The 22,092-nt window shown below is 57.3% G+C and carries 18 protein-coding genes; 10 read left to right on the top strand and 8 right to left on the bottom strand.

Annotated features, from left to right (window positions below; genetic code table 11):
• Positions 1-4 precede the first annotated feature (4 nt).
• Positions 5-1,393 carry a sigma 54-interacting transcriptional regulator gene (locus K8V32_RS04275; protein ID WP_303903393.1) on the bottom strand — a complete coding sequence of 463 codons (1,389 nt, stop codon included), beginning with the start codon at positions 1,391-1,393 and terminating at the stop codon, positions 5-7.
• A 75-nt stretch (positions 1,394-1,468) separates the two neighbouring features.
• Between K8V32_RS04275 and K8V32_RS04280 the strand changes: the two genes are divergently transcribed.
• Together K8V32_RS04280 and K8V32_RS04285 are read left to right on the top strand one after the other, a co-directional pair.
• Positions 1,469-2,122 (top strand): histidine phosphatase family protein, encoded by a 654-nt coding sequence (locus K8V32_RS04280; protein WP_303903396.1) that lies wholly within the window; start codon positions 1,469-1,471, stop codon positions 2,120-2,122.
• A gap of 13 nt (positions 2,123-2,135) precedes the next feature.
• A complete protein-coding gene (locus K8V32_RS04285) occupies positions 2,136-2,873 on the top strand; it encodes an Rv2133c family protein (RefSeq protein ID WP_303903398.1) in 738 nt (245 codons plus the stop codon).
• Positions 2,874-2,888: 15 nt separating this feature from the next.
• Here K8V32_RS04285 and K8V32_RS04290 read toward each other — a convergent pair whose 3' ends face one another.
• From K8V32_RS04290 to K8V32_RS04315, 6 genes are all read right to left on the bottom strand, one after another.
• Positions 2,889-3,671 (bottom strand): cysteine peptidase family C39 domain-containing protein, encoded by a 783-nt coding sequence (locus K8V32_RS04290; RefSeq protein WP_303903401.1) that lies wholly within the window; start codon positions 3,669-3,671, stop codon positions 2,889-2,891.
• A 150-nt stretch (positions 3,672-3,821) separates the two neighbouring features.
• Entirely contained in the window at positions 3,822-4,985 is a 1,164-nt protein-coding gene (hpaD, locus tag K8V32_RS04295) for a 3,4-dihydroxyphenylacetate 2,3-dioxygenase (RefSeq protein ID WP_303903403.1), read from the bottom strand.
• A gap of 30 nt (positions 4,986-5,015) precedes the next feature.
• The gene (gene hpaE, locus K8V32_RS04300) at positions 5,016-6,518 is read right to left on the bottom strand and encodes a 5-carboxymethyl-2-hydroxymuconate semialdehyde dehydrogenase (protein WP_303903405.1); all 1,503 of its coding nucleotides are present in this window, start codon (positions 6,516-6,518) and stop codon (positions 5,016-5,018) included.
• Between the two features lie 19 nt (positions 6,519-6,537).
• Entirely contained in the window at positions 6,538-7,212 is a 675-nt protein-coding gene (locus tag K8V32_RS04305; protein WP_303903408.1) for a GntR family transcriptional regulator, read from the bottom strand.
• Positions 7,213-8,691, bottom strand: coding sequence for a fumarylacetoacetate hydrolase family protein (locus tag K8V32_RS04310; protein WP_303903411.1), 1,479 nt, complete (start codon positions 8,689-8,691; stop codon positions 7,213-7,215).
• A 641-nt stretch (positions 8,692-9,332) separates the two neighbouring features.
• Positions 9,333-10,118 (bottom strand): glucose 1-dehydrogenase, encoded by a 786-nt coding sequence (locus K8V32_RS04315; protein WP_303903414.1) that lies wholly within the window; start codon positions 10,116-10,118, stop codon positions 9,333-9,335.
• A 689-nt stretch (positions 10,119-10,807) separates the two neighbouring features.
• Here K8V32_RS04315 and K8V32_RS04320 point away from each other — a divergent pair.
• On the top strand, positions 10,808-11,194 hold the full coding sequence (locus tag K8V32_RS04320; RefSeq protein ID WP_303903417.1) for a hypothetical protein: 387 nt from the start codon (positions 10,808-10,810) through the stop codon (positions 11,192-11,194).
• Positions 11,195-11,249: 55 nt separating this feature from the next.
• Here the strand turns inward: K8V32_RS04320 and K8V32_RS04325 are convergent, their stop codons facing one another.
• On the bottom strand, positions 11,250-11,870 hold the full coding sequence (locus K8V32_RS04325; protein WP_303903420.1) for a hypothetical protein: 621 nt from the start codon (positions 11,868-11,870) through the stop codon (positions 11,250-11,252).
• Between the two features lie 161 nt (positions 11,871-12,031).
• On the opposite strand from K8V32_RS04325, the gene mvk reads away from it, so the two are divergent.
• The 7 genes from mvk to K8V32_RS04360 are packed head-to-tail and all read left to right on the top strand — an operon-like array spanning position 12,032 to position 22,062.
• Positions 12,032-13,153: a mevalonate kinase gene (mvk, locus tag K8V32_RS04330; protein WP_303903423.1), complete on the top strand. Its 1,122-nt coding sequence runs from the start codon at positions 12,032-12,034 to the stop codon at positions 13,151-13,153.
• A complete protein-coding gene (gene mvaD, locus K8V32_RS04335) occupies positions 13,154-14,125 on the top strand; it encodes a diphosphomevalonate decarboxylase (RefSeq protein WP_303903427.1) in 972 nt (323 codons plus the stop codon).
• Positions 14,122-15,210, top strand: coding sequence for a phosphomevalonate kinase (locus K8V32_RS04340; RefSeq protein WP_303903431.1), 1,089 nt, complete (start codon positions 14,122-14,124; stop codon positions 15,208-15,210). Before mvaD ends, K8V32_RS04340 begins: the two co-directional genes overlap by 4 nt.
• Before the next feature lie 2 nt (positions 15,211-15,212).
• Complete coding sequence (gene fni, locus K8V32_RS04345) at positions 15,213-16,310, top strand: type 2 isopentenyl-diphosphate Delta-isomerase (RefSeq protein ID WP_303903434.1); 1,098 nt, start codon at positions 15,213-15,215, stop codon at positions 16,308-16,310.
• Between the two features lie 56 nt (positions 16,311-16,366).
• Positions 16,367-17,458 (top strand): hydroxymethylglutaryl-coenzyme A reductase family protein, encoded by a 1,092-nt coding sequence (locus tag K8V32_RS04350; protein ID WP_303903436.1) that lies wholly within the window; start codon positions 16,367-16,369, stop codon positions 17,456-17,458.
• Positions 17,459-17,473: 15 nt separating this feature from the next.
• Positions 17,474-18,622, top strand: coding sequence for a hydroxymethylglutaryl-CoA synthase (locus K8V32_RS04355; RefSeq protein WP_303903438.1), 1,149 nt, complete (start codon positions 17,474-17,476; stop codon positions 18,620-18,622).
• Positions 18,619-22,062, top strand: coding sequence for a DEAD/DEAH box helicase (locus K8V32_RS04360; RefSeq protein WP_303903441.1), 3,444 nt, complete (start codon positions 18,619-18,621; stop codon positions 22,060-22,062). The genes K8V32_RS04355 and K8V32_RS04360 overlap by 4 nt, the downstream gene beginning before the upstream one ends.
• Positions 22,063-22,092 lie beyond the last annotated feature (30 nt).

Consider the following 22,092-nt stretch of genomic DNA (forward strand, 5'->3'; position numbering starts at 1 on the left):
CTCCTTAACCGTAGATGGTTTGCCCGTCTGCGGTTTCTTTCGATAGTTCTTGTGCCAGATACAACCCCTCTAGGGCCAGCTCGATGGCACCGGCGCGGTGCCCCGCGCAGGTGCCGGAGTCTAATCGCTCAACGATTTCGTCGTAGAGGTTGGAATCTTCAAGCTCTGGTAATTCAGCCAAAAAGTGTTCGGCAGTGATATGTTCTCCGGTGGTGATAGTGGTGGCACCGTCGAAGGCCTCCACCAGTGGACTGAAATTTAGGCCACCAAAATGCGCCCGGGCAGCTTGGGCGATAGAGGTGCGCAGCAGGTGCTCTAGGATTTGGTCCTCGCGACCTTCTTCGCCGGGTTCAAATTCGACCTTGCCGCGCAACACATCGGTTGCGGTGTGCACATCGACTAGCCGTGCAACGGCATCTTCCCCACAAACGGTGGCACGATGGCGAGCAGCCGCCGCGATAGTTTCGGCCCCGGCAATCGAAAAGCGTGCCGAAACCCCGGAGGACTGATTGACCGCCGGCGAATTTCGAAGCGCCCGGGTAAAACGGGCCAGAATTTCTAATAGCACGTCTGGAACGACGGCGCTGAGCTGGGCTTCTTGCCGGATGACGGCGATCTCGTCTTCCAACTCGACCGGGTAGTGGGTGCGAATCTCTGCCCCAAATCGGTCTTTGAGCGGGGTAATGATGCGCCCGCGGTTGGTGTAATCCTCCGGGTTGGCGCTGGCCACCATCAACACGTCCAAAGGTAAGCGCAACACATAACCGCGAACCTGGATATCGCGTTCTTCCATCACATTCAGCAGTGCTACCTGAATACGCTCGGCCAGATCTGGCAGCTCATTGAGCGCTACGATCCCGCGGTTGGCGCGAGGCACCAACCCAAAGTGGATGGTTTCCGGGTCACCCAGACGCCGCCCCTCAGCCACTCGCATGGGGTCAACATCGCCAATCAAGTCCGCAACCGAGGTATCCGGTGTGGAGAGTTTTTCAACATAGCGTTCGTCCCGGTGCAACCAGGCAACCGGCAGGTGCTCACCATCGGTTGCAGCTCGACGCTGCGATTCAACGGTAATGGGCTCGTAGGGGTGCTCATGAAGTTCAGACCCCTCAATAACCGGCGTCCACTCATCTAACAGTGTTGCCAACGTACGGAGCAGGCGGGTTTTGCCCTGTCCGCGCTCGCCAAGTAAAACGACGTCGTGGCCGGCAATGAGTGCGCGCTCCAACTGGGGGAGTACGGTGTTCTCAAAACCGTGCATTCCAGGCCACGGATCTTCTCCTGCGGCCAGCTTGGCCAACAGATTGTCGCGTAATTCCTCGCGCAGAGATTTCTGAACATGCCCGGAGGCCCGGAGTTCAGCCAACGTGTTGATTTCAGGTGAGGTAGTCACAGTCATCACGCTAGTGCTGACCGGGCAAAGTGTACAGGGGGTTGATTTGAGGACAGGTTCGGTAAGCTACCAGTAATGAATGCTGAAAATGAGACACGTACCACTCTGGTGCTGCTGGTTCGTCATGGACAGACCCCCACAACCGGGAAGATTTTGCCAGGCCGAGCGCCCGGCCTGTACCTCAGCGAGCGTGGAATGCACCAGGCACAACGCGTGGCCGAACGGCTGTCGACCCTACCTATTTCCGCGATCTACTCCTCACCCATGGAACGAACACAACAAACCGCCGAGCCCACCGGAGAACGGTGCGGCCTGCCGGTAGTTGAAGAGCCGGGACTCCTTGAAGGCGACTTCGGAGACTGGACCGGCGCTAAACTCACGGCCCTGATGAAACTGCCCGAATGGGCAACAGTGCAGCACCAGCCGGATCAGTTCCGGTTTCCCAATGGGGAGAGTTTTGTAGAAATCCGCGACCGGATGGCACAAACCCTCCAGAAGTTGCGGCAGAAACATCCCGGTGGCACCGTGGTGTGCTTCTCCCACGCCGACCCAATCCGCATTGCGGTTGCCAATGCGCTGGGTACACCGTTGAATAGGTTTCAACGGATCAGTATCAGCCCGTGTTCCGTCTCGGCTATTGCCTACCAAACCGAATCGGCAGACAGTGAACCCAGTGTGCTGACCGTCAATTCCACACTGGATTCGCTGGCAGGCCTGCGGCCCTCATAGAAACGGTGACGATATGACGCAGGAACCAGAAGTCCCAACACCCCACAACGACACGTTGTTGGGCGCTGAGGTACTGCGTTGCGGCCAATTCAGGCTGCTGGGTCAATTGGCGAACAGCAGCAATGAGACCTTCCTGGTCGAAGTCACCCACGGGACTGAACAAGTCTGGGGAATCTATAAACCCGAACTCGGAGAGCGGCCTCTGATGGACTTCGACCACGGCCTACACCGCCGAGAATTCGCAGCCTATCTCCTCAGTGAAGCACTGGGGTGGCATCAGGTGCCCGCCACCGTTATTCGCGACGATGGCCCATTGGGGATCGGGTCGTTGCAGTTGTTTATTGACCACAATCCTGCAGAGCACTTCTTCACCCTATTCGAACACAAACCCGAAACGCATCAGCAACTGCGTCGACTCACGCTATTTGATCTGATTGCCAATAATGCTGATCGCAAGTCTGGCCACGTACTCTATGACAACCACGGCAAAATCTGGGGAATCGACCACGGCCTATGTTTTGCTGCCGCAACGAAATTACGCACCGTGATGTGGGAATTTGCCGACGAAGATATTGCCCAAGACCTCCTCGACGACATCGCCCCATTTGCAGAACAGGTCCCAGAGACCATCGCGACACAACTAAGCTCAGTAGAAGTATCGGCATTGCAAGACCGGATTCACAAAGTGCTCGAGACGGGAACCTATCCGCGTGACGTTACCGGCCGGCGCTTTCCCTGGCCGCTCATCTAAGCGCTGGAGCTGGGTTTAGTGTTCGCCAGCCTTGGACGCGTGGATCACGGCAGCATCGGGCTGTCGCGGACGGTAACCGGTTACAAAGAAGCCACGCCAGCGATCGGTGCGGTTCGATAGGCGCTCCTGGTACCCAAAGCCGGAGTGCCCGACGTCGTCGATCTTCCGAAGTATGCCGGGCCGGTGTTCATCCGGGCAGGACCGGAACGGGTCATTTGGGTCATACACAATGAATTCCAGACCGCCAGAGGCATCGATGCGGTAGCCGTAACAGACGACCTGATGGTTCACACCCTGAGCCTTCAAACGCGTGCTGGTGGCTTTGATGAGCCCAAGCACGACGGGTTGGCCTCGATCCAGGGACCTGATGACCTTGTGTTCTTCGAGTCGGGTCTTCGCCGCGATGGTGGCTGCTGAATAACCACTCCAACGGATATACCGCCCACCGTCGCGCAGCCCACGCACTGTGGTGAGCATGCTGTGCAGTTGGCGAGTGTAAATATAGTCGGCCAGCGGGTGGCCATCGGCAGGCACCAGTGAGGGCGAAAAATCCTCGCTGCTCAGTGGCGGGACCGGAGTTTTAAGATGGTAGAAGTCCAAGGACGCAAAGGCCATCCCACCGCATCGACCAGCGGTAGACAGTTGGACTTTGCGGCCAATAAGGGGCGGGATACGACCGCTCCAGATGTGGTTGACGAAGGCGTTGGGGAAGCGGAATGCATACTGCTGGGGTGAGTAGTTGGTCATGACAGTTTGTTCACCGGCAGATTTATCTGGCTGAGCGTGTGACGTCGACATGACCGAGAGCACCCTTTCTTGGTATCTAGGGAAAGCCTACCGCGCTGTAGCGAAACAAGAAATCAGCATGAAAAGCACTAGCGCCTGCGAAACCGGAATTCGCAGGCGCTAGTTTTTGGAGGTTATGTCACACCAGGTGTGTCATAGGTTTTAGAGCTGGTTGCCGAGTTTGAACTCGCCCTTTTTCCAGTCTGGCATTTCTTCTTCGTCGTCAGCGCGGGTGTAGGAGAAACCATCGGCACCAATGGTGACTTCCATTTCGCTGTCATCAGTGCGAGCAACGATTTCTACTGGGTTGCCGTCCAGATCCAGGACGGTTGAAGCATCGGTGTACCAGGACGGTACAACCGGGGTGCCCCACCAGTCACGGCGCTGGTTGTCATGAACATCCCAGGAGACAACTGGGTTGTCTGGATCGCCGGTGTAGTAGTCCTGGGTGTAGATCTCAACGCGGTGACCGTCTGGGTCGCGCAGGTAAAGGTAGAACGCGTTGGAGACACCGTGGCGGCCTGGTCCACGTTCGATGGCATCTGAGCGGCGCAGTGCACCCAGTCGGTCACAGATTGCCAGGATGTTGTGCTTCTCGTGGGTTGCAAAGGCTACGTGGTGCATGCGTGGGCCGTCGCCACCGGTCATGGCGGTGTCGTGGACGGTTGGTTTGCGGCGCATCCAGGCAGCGTAGACGGTTTCACCATCTGAGATTTCTTCGGTGACGCGGAAGCCCAAGTCCTGCATGTAGCGGGCGGCACGTGGCACATCCGGGGTGACCTGGTTGAAGTGATCCAAACGTACGAGCGCACCTGGAACGTGGAGATCGTAGCGCCAGGCGAGGCGTTCTACGTGATCGACGTCGTGGAAGAATTCGTATGGGAAGCCCAGTGGGTCTTCGACGCGCACTGAGTCGCCGATGCCTTCAACGAAACCATCTTTGCGACGTTCAACGCGGCAGCCAAGTTCTTTGTAGAACGCTTCGGCTTTGTCTACGTCTTCTGGGGAACGCACACGGTAGGAGAAGGCACCAACGGCTGCGACCGGACCTTGTTTGAGGATCAGGTTGTGGTGGATGAATTCTTCCGATGACCGCAGGTAGATCTCATTGTCGTCTTCGTGAGAGACGTGCAAGCCCAATACATCGACGTAGAATTCACGGGATGCTGCCAGGTCGGTAACCTGCAGTTCCATGTAGGCTACGCGCAGCACATCTGGTGCTGGTGCTTTCGGAGTTGGGATCGGGTTAGCCGTGTTGATTGGCGCATCCTGGGATACGTGGAATCCCGAGCTGGTTTTGGTGCGCTTATTTTTATCAATTTTCATGGTGTTCCTTCGGTTAGGCTCCAGCCTGAATTACTGTTGTTTGCCGAAAACTGGGTTGTGGACTTCGCCCAGGTTGATGTGGACTGCCTGCTGATCGGTGTAGAAGTCGATTGAGCGGTAGCCACCTTCTTGGCCAAGTCCGGAGGCCTTGACACCACCGAATGGGGTGCGCAGGTCACGAACGTTATTGGAATTGAGCCAGACCATACCGGCGTCAACTTTCTGCGCGAAGTTGTGCGAACGCTGCAGATCGTTGGTCCAGATGTAGGCTGCCAAACCGTAATCGGTATTGTTGGCCAGCTCCAGAGCTTCTTCTTCGGTGTCGAATGGGGTGATTGCGACGACCGGGCCAAAGATTTCTTCCTGGAAGATGCGAGCATCTGGGGAAACGTCGGCGAACACGGTTGGCTGCAGGAAGTTGCCTTCTGGGAATTCTTCCGGACGGTCCCCACCTGCGACCAGACGGGCTTCTTCTTTCCCGATCTGTACATAGGACCAGACTTTGTCGAAGTGTTCTGGGTGAACCAGGGCACCGACTTCGGTCTTGGGATCGTTTGGCATACCGACTTTGACGTTAGCGGCCTGGGCTGCGTAGCGTTCGACGAATTCGTCGTAGATGCTGCGCTGAACGAGGATGCGGGAGCCTGCGGTGCAACGTTCACCGTTGAGGGAGAACACCCCAAAGATGGTCGCGTCGATGGCCTTTTCGATGTCGGCGTCTTCGAAGACCACTGCCGGGGATTTACCGCCCAGCTCCATGGAAAGCCCCTTGAGATACGGGGCCGCATTCGCCGAGATGATCTGACCGGTGCGGGACTCACCGGTAAACGAGATGAGTGGAACATCTGGGTGCTTGACCAGTGAGTCACCGGCGAAGCCTTCTTCACCATAACCGTGAACCATATTGAAGACACCAACTGGTAGGCCGGCTTCTTCGAAAATGCCTGGCCACAAACTAGCTGATAGTGGAGTGAATTCGGCTGGTTTCAGAACAACAGTGTTACCGGTTGCCAAAGCTGGGCCCAGTTTCCAGGATTCCAGCATGAATGGAGTGTTCCACGGGGTGATTAGACCGGCAACACCAATTGGTTTGCGGTTGACATAGTTGATCTGACGACCAGGAACCTTGAAGGCGTTATCGTGCTGCGCAACGATCAGGTCGGCGAAGAAACGGAAGTTCTCGGCGGCACGACGTGCCTGACCCAGGGTCTGGGAGATTGGCAGCCCCGAGTCCCAGGTTTCCATTTCGGCCAGTTCTTGCTGACGGGTTTCAACGACGTCGGCAATCTTGTGCAGAATGCGGGAGCGTTCACGTGGCAGCATATTTGGCCATGGGCCGTTGTCGAAGGCCTCTTTTGCCGCTGCAACAGCGGCGTCAATGTCGGCGACTTTACCTGAGGAAGCCTTGATATAGGCCTCGTTGGTTACCGGGTTGAGTACATCGAAGGTGTCGCCGTCGATCGAGTCGACGAATTCACCGTTGATGTAGTGACGGATTTGATCTGGCAGATTTGCTGGTTTGCCGTTGGTCATGTCGTCCTTTCGAATATGTTTAAAAATCTTTTGGATTGGCTTTGGCATGGTGGTCAAGGTAGGCGTGCATTGCATTGAGTCGATGCTTGCGAGCTGCCGCTTCGATCACCGAAAATTCGGCCCCGTCGGCAATCAAATCCAATAATTCATCGTGCTCGACCACTGAATCAGCTGCCCGGGCGGGTACGAAACTGAAGATCGATGAACGCAGTGCCGCCAACCGGTTCCAACCGCGGTGCACCAAATCCAGGATGTGCGGATTTGGATGGTGTTCAAATAACGCTAAATGCAGTTTTTCATTGAGCGCGGTGAACATCTCCGGGGCGAAATCCTCGTTGAGCATCTCACGCATCTGCTGGTTGATGCCGCGGGCCTTGGTGAGGGTTTGGACGGTAACCAGTGGGGCACATTGCGCCGTGGAGTATCCCTCAACCAGGGCCAGGGTTTCCATGGTGTACTGGTATTCGATCGGGTCGATACCGGTCACCGTGGCACCCACATTGCGTTCAAATGTCACTAAATTGTCAGTTTGTAACCGTCGAATGGCTTCCCGCACCGGTACCACTGACATCCCTAATTCATTGGCGATGCTCGATAGCACCAGTCGGTCACCGGGCTTGTACTGACCCGTGGTGATCCCGTTGAGTACATGCTGGTGTGCCTGATCGGCTTTGGAAAGACCATTCGAAATCATTTACTCACCTTGGGCTGCGCGGTACGCCTCGTATTTAGCTTTCCACTCACCGGTGGGTGGAAACAGACCGTTAACGGCGGCACCGTTTTTGACCTGTTCGTAGACCCATTCGTCTTGTTTTTCCTGCTCGTAGGATTCGTCAATCACTTCGACTAGCAGTTCCGGTGGGACCACCACGACGCCGTCATCATCACCAATGATGATGTCATTTGGCTGCACGGTGGTGCCACCGCAAGCAATGGTGCCGTCCATTTCCCATGGCACGTGACGGCGCCCCAGCACAGCAGGGTGGTTGCCGTTCGAGTAAACCGGGATACCAACTTCAGCTACGGCAGCAGCGTCCCGGACACCGCCGTCGGTGATCACCGCGTTTGCGCCGCGAACCTTGGCGCGCATGGCCAAGACATCCCCGAGGGTTCCGGTGCCTTTTTCGCCGCGTGCTTCCATGACGACGACGTCGTCTGGCTGCACCGAATCCATGGCTTGTTTTTGTTTATTGAAACCGCCACCGTGTTTCTTGAACAGGTCTTCGCGGTTTGGCACATAGCGCAGGGTCTTGGCGAAACCAAGGATCTGCTGGCCCGGGTGCATTGGGCGCGGACCATCGATGGTGCAGTTATTGATACCACGCTTGCGCATATTGGCAACAATCGTGGCGACGGCGGTCTTGGAGATCTTCTCGCGCAGTGCCGGGGTCAATATGGCGCGTGGATCTTCCAGGCCAGCCTTAGCTTTCGAACCCCAGGCTTCTTCGCGCTGCAGGTCATCAACCTTGGGGCCGTGACCGTAATCGGCCATGGCAAAGGAAGATTCTTTAACGTTGGAGACCAGACGCCCGGTTGATGGCGCGCCTTCGGCCTGTGGCGCATCGACCTCAACTTCGACGACGTCTCCCGGTTGGGCAACAGATGAGCCGGCGGGGGTGCCGGTGAGAATGACGTCGCCTTCTTCCAGTGTCATCAGCTGGGAGAGGTCAGCAATGAGCTGGCCGAATGGGAAGACAAGATCTTCGGTGGTGTCGTTTTGAACAACTTCACCGTTAACCCAGGTGCGAATGCGCAGCTGCGTTGGGTCAATACCTTCGGCACTGATGATCGCTGGACCCAGTGGAGTGTAGTTGTCACCGGACTTGTTCTTGACGTTGGAACCTTTGTCTGCGTGACGCAGATCGTATAAGCCCCAGTCATTTGCTGCGGTGATCCCAGAAACGTAGGACCAACCATCTTCGGGGGAGACACGGCGAGCGTCTTTGCCGATGATCAAGGCAATTTCGCCTTCGTAGGCGAGTAGTTCGGTTCCGGCTGGACGTTCAATGGTTGCACCGGTTGGTGCGATGGACGAGGTGGCCTTGAGGAAATAGCCAGGGAATTTTGGATTACGCCCGCGTTCATTGATGCGGGAGGGGAAATTCAAGTGCAGGGCAACGATTTTACCCGGCCGGTTCTGCTTGATTGAAAAATCGTAAGCAGTGACTGTCATCGAGACCGTACCTCCGTGGGGGTTGATGGAAATCTCTTAAGTCAGATCGTATACGATATTGGGGATTCTGTGAAGTTAATATCTGAAATTCAGTTCCGTGGCATTGCTCCGACCACCGCCCGAGTTTAGGTGCGAGAGTTGAACGTCGGGTGACTGAGGGCTTCTAAAGCGCTGAAAATTTGGGAAGGTCGGTGGTAGCGGGCTGCACTTATGCCCGGGTTTACGCATCACTCAACCGCTATAAGGGGGAGCGCAGGAGCCCGCTTTTCGTTGGACGTACTGCAACGCCGGGAATTATGGAACGGGCTAACGCTGGTGAGCTAGATGTTCTCGTAGAAGAACCTGTGAGATTGCTCTTCTGTGACTAGCTCAGGGGATGGCTCTATCTGACAGATGATGGAGTAATCCATTGGGGCTCAATGGAGTATATGTTGTTCCCCTTACCGTCCGGGGACCATAGTGAGCATAGGCCTTGGAATGAACAAAAAGAGCCGGGTGCTGAAAGTGCGGTATCTGGACCGAAGGTTAACATCTCCTGAGCGCAGCAAACCGCCCCGAGCTAGATTGGCCTTCGGGACGGCTTGCAGTGATCATTCCGAGAAATGATCACGAGTTACTTCTTTAGCGACTCATGTTGCGGATTAGTACATTGCGTGCTGGCCACCATCGATTGGAATGACGGTGCCGTTGATGAACCCAGCATCTTCGGACAACAGGAAGCTCACCAACCCAGCGACTTCTTCTGGTTTGCCAAAACGCTTCATCGGGTTGACGGAAACGAACTGTTTGCCAGCTTCTTCTGGGTTGTCTGGGTCAAGCTGCTTCAACGAGTTCTCGACCATGGCGGTCATAATAGCACCGGGTGCAATCGCGTTGATCCGTACGCCCTTATCACCGTATTCGCGAGCGGAGTTACGGGTCAGACCGACCACACCGTGTTTCGATGCGGCATAACCTGACTGGTTTCCGACACCGCGGATACCACCAACCGAAGCGGTGTTGACGACGGCGCCATGGCCCTGCTTATGCATTTGCTTCAGAACGTACTGCATCCCTAGGAATACGCCATTGAGATTGACCGCAATGACCTTGGCAAATTCTTCAATACCAAAGTCTTCGGTGAGGTTTTGTTTGCCCTCAATCCCAGCGTTGTTGAAAAACCCGTCGATTTTGCCGAAGGTTGAAACCGCAGCGTCGACGTATTTCTTGACGTCCTCTTCCTCAGTGACGTTAGCGGTGACCAATTCGATCTTGGCATCGCTGGTGTCGTGCAAGATGAGCTGCTTGGTGGCTTCAAGACCCTCGGAGCTCATATCGACAAGCACGAGGTCGGCGCCTTCGGAAGCGAGACGCTGGGCAACTGCCTGTCCGAGACCGGAACCGGCTCCGGTGATGATTATGGCTTGGTCGGCGAAACGATTGGTCATAACTACTGCACTCCTTTAACTGTTGCTCGCACGTTTGGGACTCGCTTTTTCCTCTCACCCTTCCGAATAAGAGCATCTAAAGTTCGCTCCACTTCGTGCTGACTCCCAGTTTAACTAGCCGCATCACGCAAACAGATATGCGTACAGACAGGTGAATCGTCGGTAATTTGGATTGAACCGGTGACCTTACCCATGTAGCGCCTCCTGCCAAACTGAGCGCGGACGATAAGTTGTGCCTCACAGAAGCTGAGCGTGAAGCATTCGGTGGTATTCATGTCTGGTGCTATCGCATCTTTCAGGTTGGCTTAACCTCGCGAATGATATTCTCGTACGCTATCCTCGCAGGTCAAAGACTGGCCTGGAGGCAGTCAGGCTCGACGATGCAAATACTTATGACAAATTCTAAAAATTGCTGATTTTCCGGAAATTGAAGACGACCTTCAGGAGCGACGTCGGTAATGTCCATGGCCAACATCAAGCTGGTGGACGCCCATTGCTGTGACCTCGCATACGCGTCCTAGATTTGACCATATCCACGCTACGAACCTCCCCATAAGAAATACTGGGGCACCTTTGACAACCGACGCTGCCCACATTGCACCGACCTAGCGTAGTTATCCACAGTTAGCCGCGGTCTTGTTTTGCAGGGAATGAGGATGTCATAGATTTGCTGGCATCTGGAGTCACGCATGAGGCAGAATGGAGATGTGTTTATGTCGGTTGAGGTGCTAGCGGTCATCATCGCCGCCGCCAGTTTATTCGTAGCGCTTGGCGGTGGGCTTTTTGCTGGCTTCGCGTGGATGCTGCGGCGCATGGACGAACGCTTCGCACAAGCTGAGACGAGCATCAACGAACGTTTCAATAACGTGGATGAAAAATTCGATAAAGTTGATGAAAAATTCGACAAAGTGGACAAGAAGTTCGATAAAGTCGACGAAAAGTTCGACAAAGTATATGCAATGTTTGACAGGGTGCATGATGAACTGCATGACCTGCGCACAGAACTGACAGAGGTCAAGATCTCCGTAGCCAGGCTTGAAGGACCATCACCACGGCTCATCTGGCCAAGATCATGAACTCCTCGAATGAACACTGGTCATCTCAGAAGCTTTATGAACAGACTGATCTGGTCTAGGAGTCGGCGTGGTCGTTGAGTAACTGCGCGGTATCGAAGGGTTCTAAGCCCAGAACACCGTTGAGTTCCTCATCGTTGACGGTTATGCTCACGTCGTCGATCCCGGCGGTTAAAGCCGCGGTGCCATAGAGCTGTGCTTGGATGCGGTAGGCCTCGCATTGTCCTTGGACGACGACGTCGCCAGACAGGGCGATGTCAACAGAGTCGCGATTGACCTCAACTTCACCGAGTTCCAGAGTTTCGGATAAGGTCAGCGAGTTCGTGACGGCGGGGGAGCCGTGGTAATACTGCGAGTCATCCAACAAGAATTGAATAGCCGCCGCGACGTGTTCCTGGGGTGAATCGGCGTGGATGGGTACCGTGTCGATTGTCACAAGCGTGTCGGAACAGCCGAAGCTGACACCATCAACGCCGTCGGGAAAATACGTTCCGGATTGGGCGACCATATTCACACTGAGCGGCTGATAAGGGTCTGCCGGGTCAATGCTGGGGCTGGCTTCGGTCGGCTCTGGTTGTGGCTTGTCCGCGGAGTCGGGGGAGTCTTGGATGATTCCACAACCTGCCAGGAGTCCTGTCGTACAGGCAGCTAGCGCTACGAGGGTGGAAAGGTTCTTCAAGATGGGTCTCCTAGGCGCCGTGAGCTCCAACGGCAATCGGTTTCGACAGCGATTCTAACCTGTATTGTTCGCCAAACCGGTTAAACATTCGGTGCTGGTGGTCGCGTGGCTTAGAATAAATAGTTCAGATTTGTTTTGACTTTGAGGTTTTCACCATACCGATGAGACACAGTGCACCCCACGGTGAGCCGACCGGGAAAACAACCCAACGGGCCGAACCTGTATTTGAACCACCACGTACGGGCCGGGACCGGTTCGCCGACCCCTTATCCGGTGCGGCAGCGGGGAAGGCCTCGGGGCATCCGGTGGAAACCGGGCTGGGCTCAGCCCACGGCAAGGCCATTTTATTGGGCGAACACTCGGTGGTATACGGTGCGCCAGCGATTGTGCTGCCGCTGCTGGACCTGCAGGCCACCGCTTCGATTCGGCGTGCCCGGCGTGGATTTATTACCTCGGATTTATATACTGGTCCGTTGGCTTCGGCGCCCAAACACATGGAGCCGGTGCTGACCGCGCTACGGGTTTCGGCCGAGCAATTAGATGTGCGCGGGGATCGTGTGGAGCTCATTTTGCGCTCTACAATTCCCTTTGAGCGCGGGCTGGGATCCTCTGCGGCGACCTCGGCCGCCGTGGTGCGTGCGGTGGCGAATCTAGCCGGCGTACGCTTGGATGCCGCACAATCCCACGCGCTGGTGCAAGAGGCTGAGCATGTAGCCCATGGCACCTCATCGGGTCTGGATGCCCACGCAGTGCAGTCGATGACGCCGTTGCGTTTCCAACAGGGCAAACCGACCACGGTGAAAGTGGCCGATAAATTTACGTTCGTTATTGCCGATACCGGCACCTCTGGGTCGACTGCGGCCGCCGTTGATGGTGTGGCAATGCTACGCGATATCCAACCCCGTGTAGTGGACCGGGTTGTGGAAGATCTAGCGAATTTGACCGACGACGTGGTCTACTCGCTGGGTATTGGCGATCCGATTCGTGTGGGCCAGTCGATGCATGAGTCCCACTCACTGCTGGCCTATCTTGGGGTGTCCTCCCCGGCGCTGGACGCGGTGGTGGCCGCGGCCCTGGAAGCCGGCGCGTACGGCGCCAAACTCACCGGATCGGGCCTGGGCGGGTGTGTGCTCGCCGTCGTTCCTGACCAAGAACAAGCCGGAGATGTTGCCGCTGCGATGACCGCGGTGGGCGCGACCCGAACCTGGACCACCACGCTGGTGCCCAATGATTTCGAACTGATGACCGCCCCGACCGCTCGGATACACAAGGAGGGCCGCTAATTGGCCTCGACTGCGCGTGCTCATCCGAATATCGCCCTGGTGAAATACTGGGGCAAAGCCGATGATGAGCTGATCATTCCGGTGGCCGGGTCAATGTCGATGACCCTGGACAAATTTGCCACCACCACCACGGTTGAACTCACCACCGGTCTTGACTCCTTTGAACTTAACGGCAGTCGGGGCGACACCAAAGCCACCGGACGCACGACCGTGTTTTTGGATGTGGTACGCCGACTCGCCGCCGATGCCGGACTAGAGACCGCCACCGCGTCGGCCAAGGTCACCTCGGTCAATGAGGGCCCGACCGCTGCCGGGATGGCGTCTTCAGCATCGGGTTTTGCGGCGCTAGCCGTGGCCGCAGCGGATGCTTACGGGCTGAAACTGTCCACCAAAGAACTCTCACGCCTGGCCCGGCGCGGATCCGGGTCTGCTTCGCGCTCAGTGATCGACCGGTTTGCGGTGTGGCATGCCGGCACCAGTGATGAAACCAGTTTTGCCGAGGCGATCCAAGCCCCGGAAATGGCAATGGTTTCGGTGACCGTCAATGCCAAAGCCAAAAAGGTGTCCTCACGCGAGGGCATGATCGCCACCCGGCAGACCAGCCCGTACTACCAGTCCTGGATTGACGTCACACACAAGACCCTGGATGAGATGATCGCAGCCTGTGCTGCCGATGACTTCACGCGCGTGGGCGAAATTACCGAAACCCACGCGCACCGCATGCACGCGGTGATTCAGGCCACCGAACCGCCAATCCGCTATCTGGCACCGGTGTCCTGGCAGGTTTTTGACGAAGTCGCCGCGATGCGCGACGACGGCCTAGACGCCTATGCCACCGCCGACGCCGGGCCCAACGTCGTCATAATTTGTCGACCCGACGACGCCGCAGCGGTGGCAGCCCGCGTTGTCGACTACGGTGCGGTTGAGACATTTGCTCCCGGACCGGGCGCGCATCTGGTGGACACTGCATGAGATCCACGCCATTTGCCGTGGCAGCCCCGGGAAAACTCTACGTGGCCGGTGAATACGCCGTGGTTACGCCCGGTCAGCCCGCACTCCTGATTGCCGTGGATCGGTACATGACCGTGACCGTGACCGACGCCAAACCCGCCCCGACCCCTGAGCCCACCGCCTTGCTGCTGGCCCACGAGCACTGCGTGGCCGCCGCGCACGCCAAAACATTTGGCACCGACTATGCGCTGGCCGCCTGGCTGGTCATGGATACACTGCGTGCCGAACGCGGAATTGAACGCCGTGCGGTGGACTTGCACTTCAGCTCAAATTTACGGTCCGAGGCCGGAGAAAAATACGGGCTGGGTTCTTCGGGTGCAGCCACCATGGCCGTGATCACCGCGATCAATGAACTCTACGGCCTGGGCTTGAGCGTGGTAGAGCGCATCAAATTGGGCATTTTGGCGTCAATTGAAATCTCCCCGCGCGCCTCAGGCGGCGACCTCGCCGCAGGAGCCCTGGGCGGGTGGGTCTACTACCAGGCCCCAGACCGGGAGAAACTGGCCCGGGTGCTCACCGAAGATGATGCCGTGACTGATGCGCTCACCGGGCCGGCGTGGATTTCGATGCGCGCCCGACGCGTGCCCACCCCGGCCGATGTGCAAGTGCTCATTGGCTGGACCGGCAGCCCCGCCAAAACCGATGACCTGGTCACCCAGGCCACAACCAACGGCAACGGATTTGACTGGCAGGACGCGTTCTTACGCCCATCAGCAACCAACGTCAACAGTCTGCTGCTCGCCCTGGCCGAAGAAAAATTCGCGCTCATCCACTCCGGTATCCGCACCGCCCGCATGCTGCTAACCCGCATGGCCCAACACACCACCACCCTGGTGGAAACCCCGGCGCTAACCGACCTGATCGAAACCGCCCAGCGTTTCGCGGGCACCTCTGCCAAAACCTCGGGGGCCGGTGGCGGCGACTGCGGTATCGTATTGGCCGAACCCTGGGTCAATACCGCCGAAATTTACGACGCCTGGCGGGCCCACGGCATCCAACCGCTGCAATTATCCGTGACGCAACTGGGCGCCGGACTCAAGGAGTAACCATGGCACAATCCCGCAAAGACGATCACATTCGGCTTGCCGCCGCCCAGCAAGACCAACTCACCGGCGCCAACAATGCTTTCGACGACGTCGACTTCATCCACCACGCCCTGGCCGGAATCAACGACGACGCCGTTGACATTTCCACCCGCATCGGCCCGTGGCGGCTGGCCGCGCCAATCTACATCAACGGCATGACCGGCGGCACCGACATGGCCACCCCGATCAACACGGCCCTGGCCCAAGCAGCCGCGGCAACCGGCGTGCCCATGGCCTCCGGATCCGTGGCCGTCGCCCTTGAACAACCCGAAACCGCAACCTCATTCACCGTGATCCGTGAACACAACCCCGATGGCATTGTGTGGGCCAACCTGGGTGCGGGCCGCACCCTGGATCACGCCAAGGCCGCCGTCGACCTGCTCAACGCCGACGGCCTGCAAATTCACCTGAACCCCATCCAAGAAACCGTTATGCCCGAAGGCTCTCGGAACTTCTCCGACTGGTTGCACCTGATCGATGACATTGCGGCCAACATCAACGTGCCGCTGATCATCAAAGAGGTCGGCTTCGGGCTCAGCGCCAAAACCGTGCAACAGCTCACCGCCATGGGCGTGCGCATCGTGGATGTGGCCGGCACCGGGGGTACCAACTTTGCGCGCATCGAAAATGATCGCACCCCGCACCCGTCGTCGGCCATCGACGCCCACGCCAAATGGGACTGGCTGGAATCCATGGGTCTGACCGCTATCGACTGTCTGCTCGACCTGGCCGAAGTCCCGCAGCCCGAAGACCTGACCATCATGGCCTCCGGCGGGGTGCGCAACCCGCTGGACGTCGTCCGCGCCCAAGCCCTGGGCGCCAAAGCCGTAGGCATGGCCGGCCCGATGCTCAAAGTTGCCATGTCCGACGGGGCCGAAGGGATCACCGAAGTTCTGGACCTGTTCATCACCCGCATCCGCCAAATCTACGCGCTGCTGGGGGCCGCCAATGTTGATGCGGTGATCTATGAAACCGACCTGATGATCACCGGTCGCAGCGCAGAACGCGCCCGGGCACGCAATATTGACGTCACACGGTTCGCCGATCGGGGCAGAATTTGACCAGCAGGCCCGCAACCGTCCACGATAATGAACACGCCCGCCTTCAAAGGAACACCGTGATCGATCCAACACTTATTGAACCCTCCGCTTCGACCTACGATGACACGTTCACCACCGGAGTCCCCACCCGCTGGGTCGGCCCGCTACGCATGACCGGTGCGGCCTTCAACGGCGTCGAAGAAATCGATGTTCCGCTGGCCACCTACGAAACCCCACTGTGGCCATCGGTTGGACGCGGCGCCAAAATTTCGCGCATGCTCGCCTCCGGCATCACCGCAACCGTCCACGATGAGCGCATGACCCGCTCCGTGTTATTCACCGCCGACGACGCCGGTGCCGCCCAAGCAGCAGCCGACACCATCCTGGCACGCTTCGACGAGTTAGCCGCCGTGGTCACCCAAGGTTCCAGGTTTGCTCAGCTCATTGAGATTCACCCGGAGATCGTGGGCAACCTGCTATTCGTGCGTTTTGCGTATTTGACCGGGGACGCCTCGGGACACAATATGGCAACTGCCGCCTCGGACACGCTCATGTCCACAATCCTGTCCTGGAATATTGGCCTGTCCTACGGTTCGATCTCGGGAAATTTCTGTACCGATAAGAAAGCCACCGCCGTCAACGGGATTTTAGGTCGCGGCAAAAAAGTAACCGCCGAGATCATCATTCCCCACGAGATTGTGGAAAAGAACCTGCACACGACGGCGGCCAGGGTGGTCCAGCTGGTCGTCACCAAGAATTACGTGGGCTCAAATGTGGCCGGCGCCATCCGTTCAGCCAATGCACACTTTGCCAATATGCTCTTAGCGTTCTACCTGGCCACCGGCCAGGATGCAGCAAATATTGTCGAAGGATCCCAAGGATATGTGTGGGCCGAGAACCGCGACGAAGGCCTCTACTTCGCTGTGACGCTGCCACATGTGATTGTAGGAACCGTAGGGAACGGTAAACACCTGCCCTATATCGAACAGGCCATGGAACGCATGGGCATTGGTGACAGTGGTCAATCCGGTGCCGATTCGCGTAGACTAGCTAGCTTGATTGCCGCAAGTGTCCTGGCGGGCGAAATATCACTGCTGGCCGCACAAACCAACCCGGGCGAATTGATGCAAGCACACGTCGCCTACGAACGCCCCCAAACACAGGCCTAACCAAAGGAGTCATCGGTGAAAATAGGCATCCACGACCTGGAAGTCGCCACGTCCCACTACGTACTGGATCTTGATACCCTGGCAGAACGCCACCAGATTGATCCCAAGAAGTTCAGTATTGGCCTGGGCCAAGACACCTTCTCGATGCCCGCCCCGGACGAGGACATCGTCACCATGGCCGCAGAAGCAACACAGACCCTGCTCGAGCGACACGATGCCACCAAGATCCGCCAGGTGCTCTTTGCCACCGAATCCTCCATCGACCAGTCCAAGGCCGCCGGCGTGTACTTGCACGAGCTCCTGGGCCTGCCCGCCAATGTGCGCTCTGTGGAACTAAAACAAGCCTGCTACTCGGGTACCGCCGCACTGCAGATGGCCGTCAACGCGGTTGCCCGTAACCCCGAGGAACAGGTTTTGGTGATTACCTCCGACGTCGCCCGCTACGCGCTGGACTCCGGCGGCGAGCCAACCCAGGGTGCCGGATCGGTTGCGATGCTGATCAGCGCTGACCCCAACCTGGTCGAAATTGAATCCGGCTCGGGCCTGCACACCACCGATGTCAATGACTTCTGGCGCCCGAATGATTCCACCACCCCGTTCGTGGATGGCCAGTTGTCCCTGGACGCCTATCTGGACGCCACCACTGCTGCCTGGGATGATCTGCTGGCCCGCCGTGAACTCGGCCTGGATGACATCCATCGCTTCCTGCACCATCAGCCATTTACCAAAATGGCTCGCAAACAGTTGGCCGCACTGGCCGAGCACACCGGCACCGAGCTATCTGATGACCTGATCGAAGAGTCCATGAGCTACAACCGCGCGCTGGGTAACACCTACACGGCTTCGTTGTACTTTGCACTGACCGCTCAGCTGCACAATAATAATGACCTGGCTGGTAAACGCCTGGGCTTCTTCTCATATGGTTCCGGTGCGGTAGCAGAATTCTTCACCGGTGTTGTCCAGGAGAACTACCAAGACCACATTTACCCGCAGCACGTGGCCAAACAGCTCGATAACCGGGTTGAACTGACCTACGACGAGTACCGCAAACTCCACTGCGACTTTGCCGCCACATCTGAAACCTTCACAACTGAAAAAACGACCAATGCACCCTTCCGGTTGAGCGGCGTCACCGAACACCAACGCCGCTACGAGGCACAGTGAGTTACCCATTCGTTGACATCCAAGCTCTCGTCGCCGCATTCGGCGACACCATGACCCAGCGCGGCCGCAAATACGCGGCCGACGACCGGGTGATGACGCTCAAATTCAACGATGAAACCGGCCGCCTCGTTGGTCGGGTCAAAGGGTCCGAAGACAAGATCTACCGGGCCGCTGTCATCCTGCGCAAAACCGACCGCACCCTGGGTGGGGTGTCCATTTGGGATATTGACTACGCCACCTGCAGTTGTCCGGTTGGCGTCGACTGCAAACACGGGGCCGCCCTGATTTTTGAATCGAATCAGCGCGCGGTCGCCGACTCCGCGGTGCTGACCGCCGCCGACCTTGAGGGCTCACGCGAGCCAGCAGAGCCCGAACACGGTGTGCCCGGGCTACCATGGCGCCAAGTCGTCAACGAACTGCTGCCCACGATTGACTCGAATCAAGAATTCACCGACGTCGCACTGGGCGTTGAAATCGATGCGCTCCACACCGAGCCTTCCGGGTACCGCACCCGGTTTACCTGGCGGGAAGCCACCCCCGATGACCTTGAACACCAAAACGACCTGACCGTGCGCCTGCGACCGTTGCGCGTTGGGGCCCGCGGCGGCTGGATCAAGGGCAATATGAACTGGACGCTGTTTGATCTGCCGTTCCATCAGTCTGCCCACGGCGAGTTCCAATTCCTGCCCGAACAACACGACGCGCTGCACGAGCTCAACCAGCTCTACACCACGTCGGTATCCTCGCTGGGCTCCACCGACGTCATCACCCTGGCAACCATGAACATGCCGCAAATGTGGGATGTACTGGCCAAAATTGATAACGTCGGCATCCCACTGGTACCGCTGCAGAAAATGATCAACCGGGTCACCATCACCGAACCTGCGCGGATTATTTTCGACGCCGCAGAAACCGCCGACGGCGACATTGCCCTGAACATTCAAGCGCAACTGCCCTCCGAAGCACTGAAACCCTCCGGCACACTCGGGGCTATTGGACTGTACACGATCGACTACTACCCGGAATCAGCTACCGCAGACATCAACGTCATTCCGCTGAAACAACCGCTCACCCGGACAGTCATGGATCTCATCGAATCACCCGAACCGATGATTATCCCCGCCGACGACACCGAAGAATTCTTCAACAACATCTACCCAATACTGGCCGGCGTCATCCCACTGGCCAGCCATGACCAGTCGGTCGAGCTACCGGATATTCCACCCTCCACGCTTGAACTGACCCTGGAGTATTATCAGGCCACCCACCAAGGCGAACGCCAAGACCACGTGCGCATTTCTGCGCAATGGGATTATTTGGGCACCGAAGACCAAACCGAACACCGCCATCAGGTGCTCCAAGAAGTCGAGCACCACGTGGAGCTGGCCGCCGTGCCCGGTAAGACGACGTTGATCGGTGCCGCAGCTGCCCGGTTCGTAGATGAAGCCCTGCCGGATTTACAACAACACGAACACGTGCGCATCGTGGAAACCGAAGACCGCCCGGTCTATACCCGGCTGACTGGTGAACCTCATATCGCCATCAATGCCACCCCGTCGGAGAAGAACGACTGGTTTGATCTGGGCTTCCAGATCACCATTGAAGAACGCACCATCCCATTCCGACAGCTATTTATTGCGCTGGTACGCAATCAGGACAGCCTGCTGTTATCCGACGGCACGTACTTCTCACTGCAGCATTCAGCGTTTCAACCGCTGCGCAAACTGTTAGAAGAAGCAGCCGCCCTGGACGATTTCGCAGCCGATAACCCATCGATTTCTCGGTTCAACGCCACCCTATTGGAAGACGCCGAAGACGCCGCCGATGCTTTTACCGCTGACCCAACGATTATTGCGTGGCAAAAGGCGCTAGCCGTGCTGCGGGATGCCAAGGATATTCCGGCACTAGAGGTCCCAGAGAGTCTCACTGCAGAACTACGTGACTACCAGCATGAGGGCTATGAGTGGTTGTCTTACCTATACGACCTAGGTCTGGGTGGGATTCTCGCCGACGATATGGGGTTGGGGAAGACCCTGCAAACCATTGCGATGATCGCTCGTGCCAAGGCACTGGGTGAAAAGCTTCCGTTTCTGGTGATTGCGCCGTCGTCAGTCTTGACGGTCTGGCGTGATGAAGTCGAACGATTCGCCCCAGACCTGAATGTCGTTGTGGTGGATGTATCGAACCTGCGTCGTGCTGAATCGATTGGTTCGATCCGCGACCGCGCAGATATTGTGGTCACCTCCTATGCGATTGCTCGCCTGGACGAGGACTTCCTGGCAGAACAACAGTGGGCGGGGCTCATCCTCGATGAGGCTCAGTTCGTCAAGAATCATCAGACTAAAGCCCACCGGGCGATTCGCAACTTCACGGCCGGATTTAAGCTGGCTATCACGGGTACTCCGATGGAAAATACCCTGTCGGATCTGTGGTCAATCTTCCGGTTGGTTGTGCCCGGCATGCTGCCGCGGTTCGCTAAGTTCCGGGATGATTACTTGCGACCAATTGAAGCCGGCCAACGGGTGGCTCGCACGGAACCAACCACGGACAACGACGTCGAGGAACGTGTCCAGCAGCAGACCCGATCGCGTGAAGCAATGACGAAATTGCGTACGAAGATCCGGCCGTTTATGCTGCGTCGTACCAAGGAATCGGTGGCTGCTGAGCTGCCAGATAAGCAAGAGATGGTGCTTCGTGTTCCAATGGAACCAGAACACGAGAAGCTTTACCAGCAGGTTCTGCAGCGTGAGCGGAAGAACGTGTTGAATCTGGTTGCGGATATGGATTCCAACCGGATGTCGATTTTCCGTTCGCTGACCTTGATGCGGATGTTGGCGCTGGACCCGGCCATTGTGGATGAAGAGCACTCCCATGTGCCTTCTTCGAAACTCAATGAATTGATGTCGCGGTTGTCTGAGATTCTGCCAGAGGGCCACCGAGTGTTGATCTTCTCGCAGTTTACGTCGTTCCTGGCACGGTTGGGACAACAACTCAATGAGCGCGAGATCGACTATGCATATCTTGATGGTTCGACTCGTGACCGTGCAGCGGTGGTTGAAGAGTTCCGCTCCGGTGAAGCACCTGTGTTTTTGATTTCACTTCGCGCTGGTGGTTTCGGCCTGACACTGACCGAAGCGGATTACGTATTTCTGTTGGACCCGTGGTGGAACCCTGCCGTGGAAGCTCAAGCTGTTGACCGTGCACACCGTATCGGGCAAGAAAAGAATGTGATGGTGTATCGCATGGTATCGAAGGGCTCGATCGAAGAAAAGGTTCTTGCGCTCCAGCAGCAAAAGGTTGAAATGTTTGCCGCGCTCACAGAAGACGATACGGCATTTGCTTCCAGTGTGACCGCCGACGATATTCGTGCTCTGTTTGACGATAGTCCAGTCGATCTTGCAGATATGCAAGAAGATGTTGTCCAGGGGACTAGCGAGTAGTTCCACGTCACCTGCTGACCCCGAGCTCAG

This window comes from Enteractinococcus helveticum, from assembly GCF_020742345.1.
Lineage (GTDB): Bacteria > Actinomycetota > Actinomycetes > Actinomycetales > Micrococcaceae > Yaniella > Yaniella helvetica_A.

Coding starts and splice junctions, on each gene's coding strand:
- K8V32_RS04280 (WP_303903396.1), top strand. CDS start 1,469: ATGAATGCTGAAAATGAGACACGTACCACTCTGGTGCTGCTGGTTCGT.
- K8V32_RS04285 (WP_303903398.1), top strand. CDS start 2,136: ATGACGCAGGAACCAGAAGTCCCAACACCCCACAACGACACGTTGTTG.
- K8V32_RS04290 (WP_303903401.1), bottom strand. CDS start 3,671: ATGTCGACGTCACACGCTCAGCCAGATAAATCTGCCGGTGAACAAACT.
- hpaD (WP_303903403.1), bottom strand. CDS start 4,985: ATGAAAATTGATAAAAATAAGCGCACCAAAACCAGCTCGGGATTCCAC.
- hpaE (WP_303903405.1), bottom strand. CDS start 6,518: ATGACCAACGGCAAACCAGCAAATCTGCCAGATCAAATCCGTCACTAC.
- K8V32_RS04305 (WP_303903408.1), bottom strand. CDS start 7,212: ATGATTTCGAATGGTCTTTCCAAAGCCGATCAGGCACACCAGCATGTA.
- K8V32_RS04310 (WP_303903411.1), bottom strand. CDS start 8,691: ATGACAGTCACTGCTTACGATTTTTCAATCAAGCAGAACCGGCCGGGT.
- K8V32_RS04315 (WP_303903414.1), bottom strand. CDS start 10,118: ATGACCAATCGTTTCGCCGACCAAGCCATAATCATCACCGGAGCCGGT.
- K8V32_RS04320 (WP_303903417.1), top strand. CDS start 10,808: ATGAGGCAGAATGGAGATGTGTTTATGTCGGTTGAGGTGCTAGCGGTC.
- mvk (WP_303903423.1), top strand. CDS start 12,032: ATGAGACACAGTGCACCCCACGGTGAGCCGACCGGGAAAACAACCCAA.
- K8V32_RS04340 (WP_303903431.1), top strand. CDS start 14,122: ATGAGATCCACGCCATTTGCCGTGGCAGCCCCGGGAAAACTCTACGTG.
- fni (WP_303903434.1), top strand. CDS start 15,213: ATGGCACAATCCCGCAAAGACGATCACATTCGGCTTGCCGCCGCCCAG.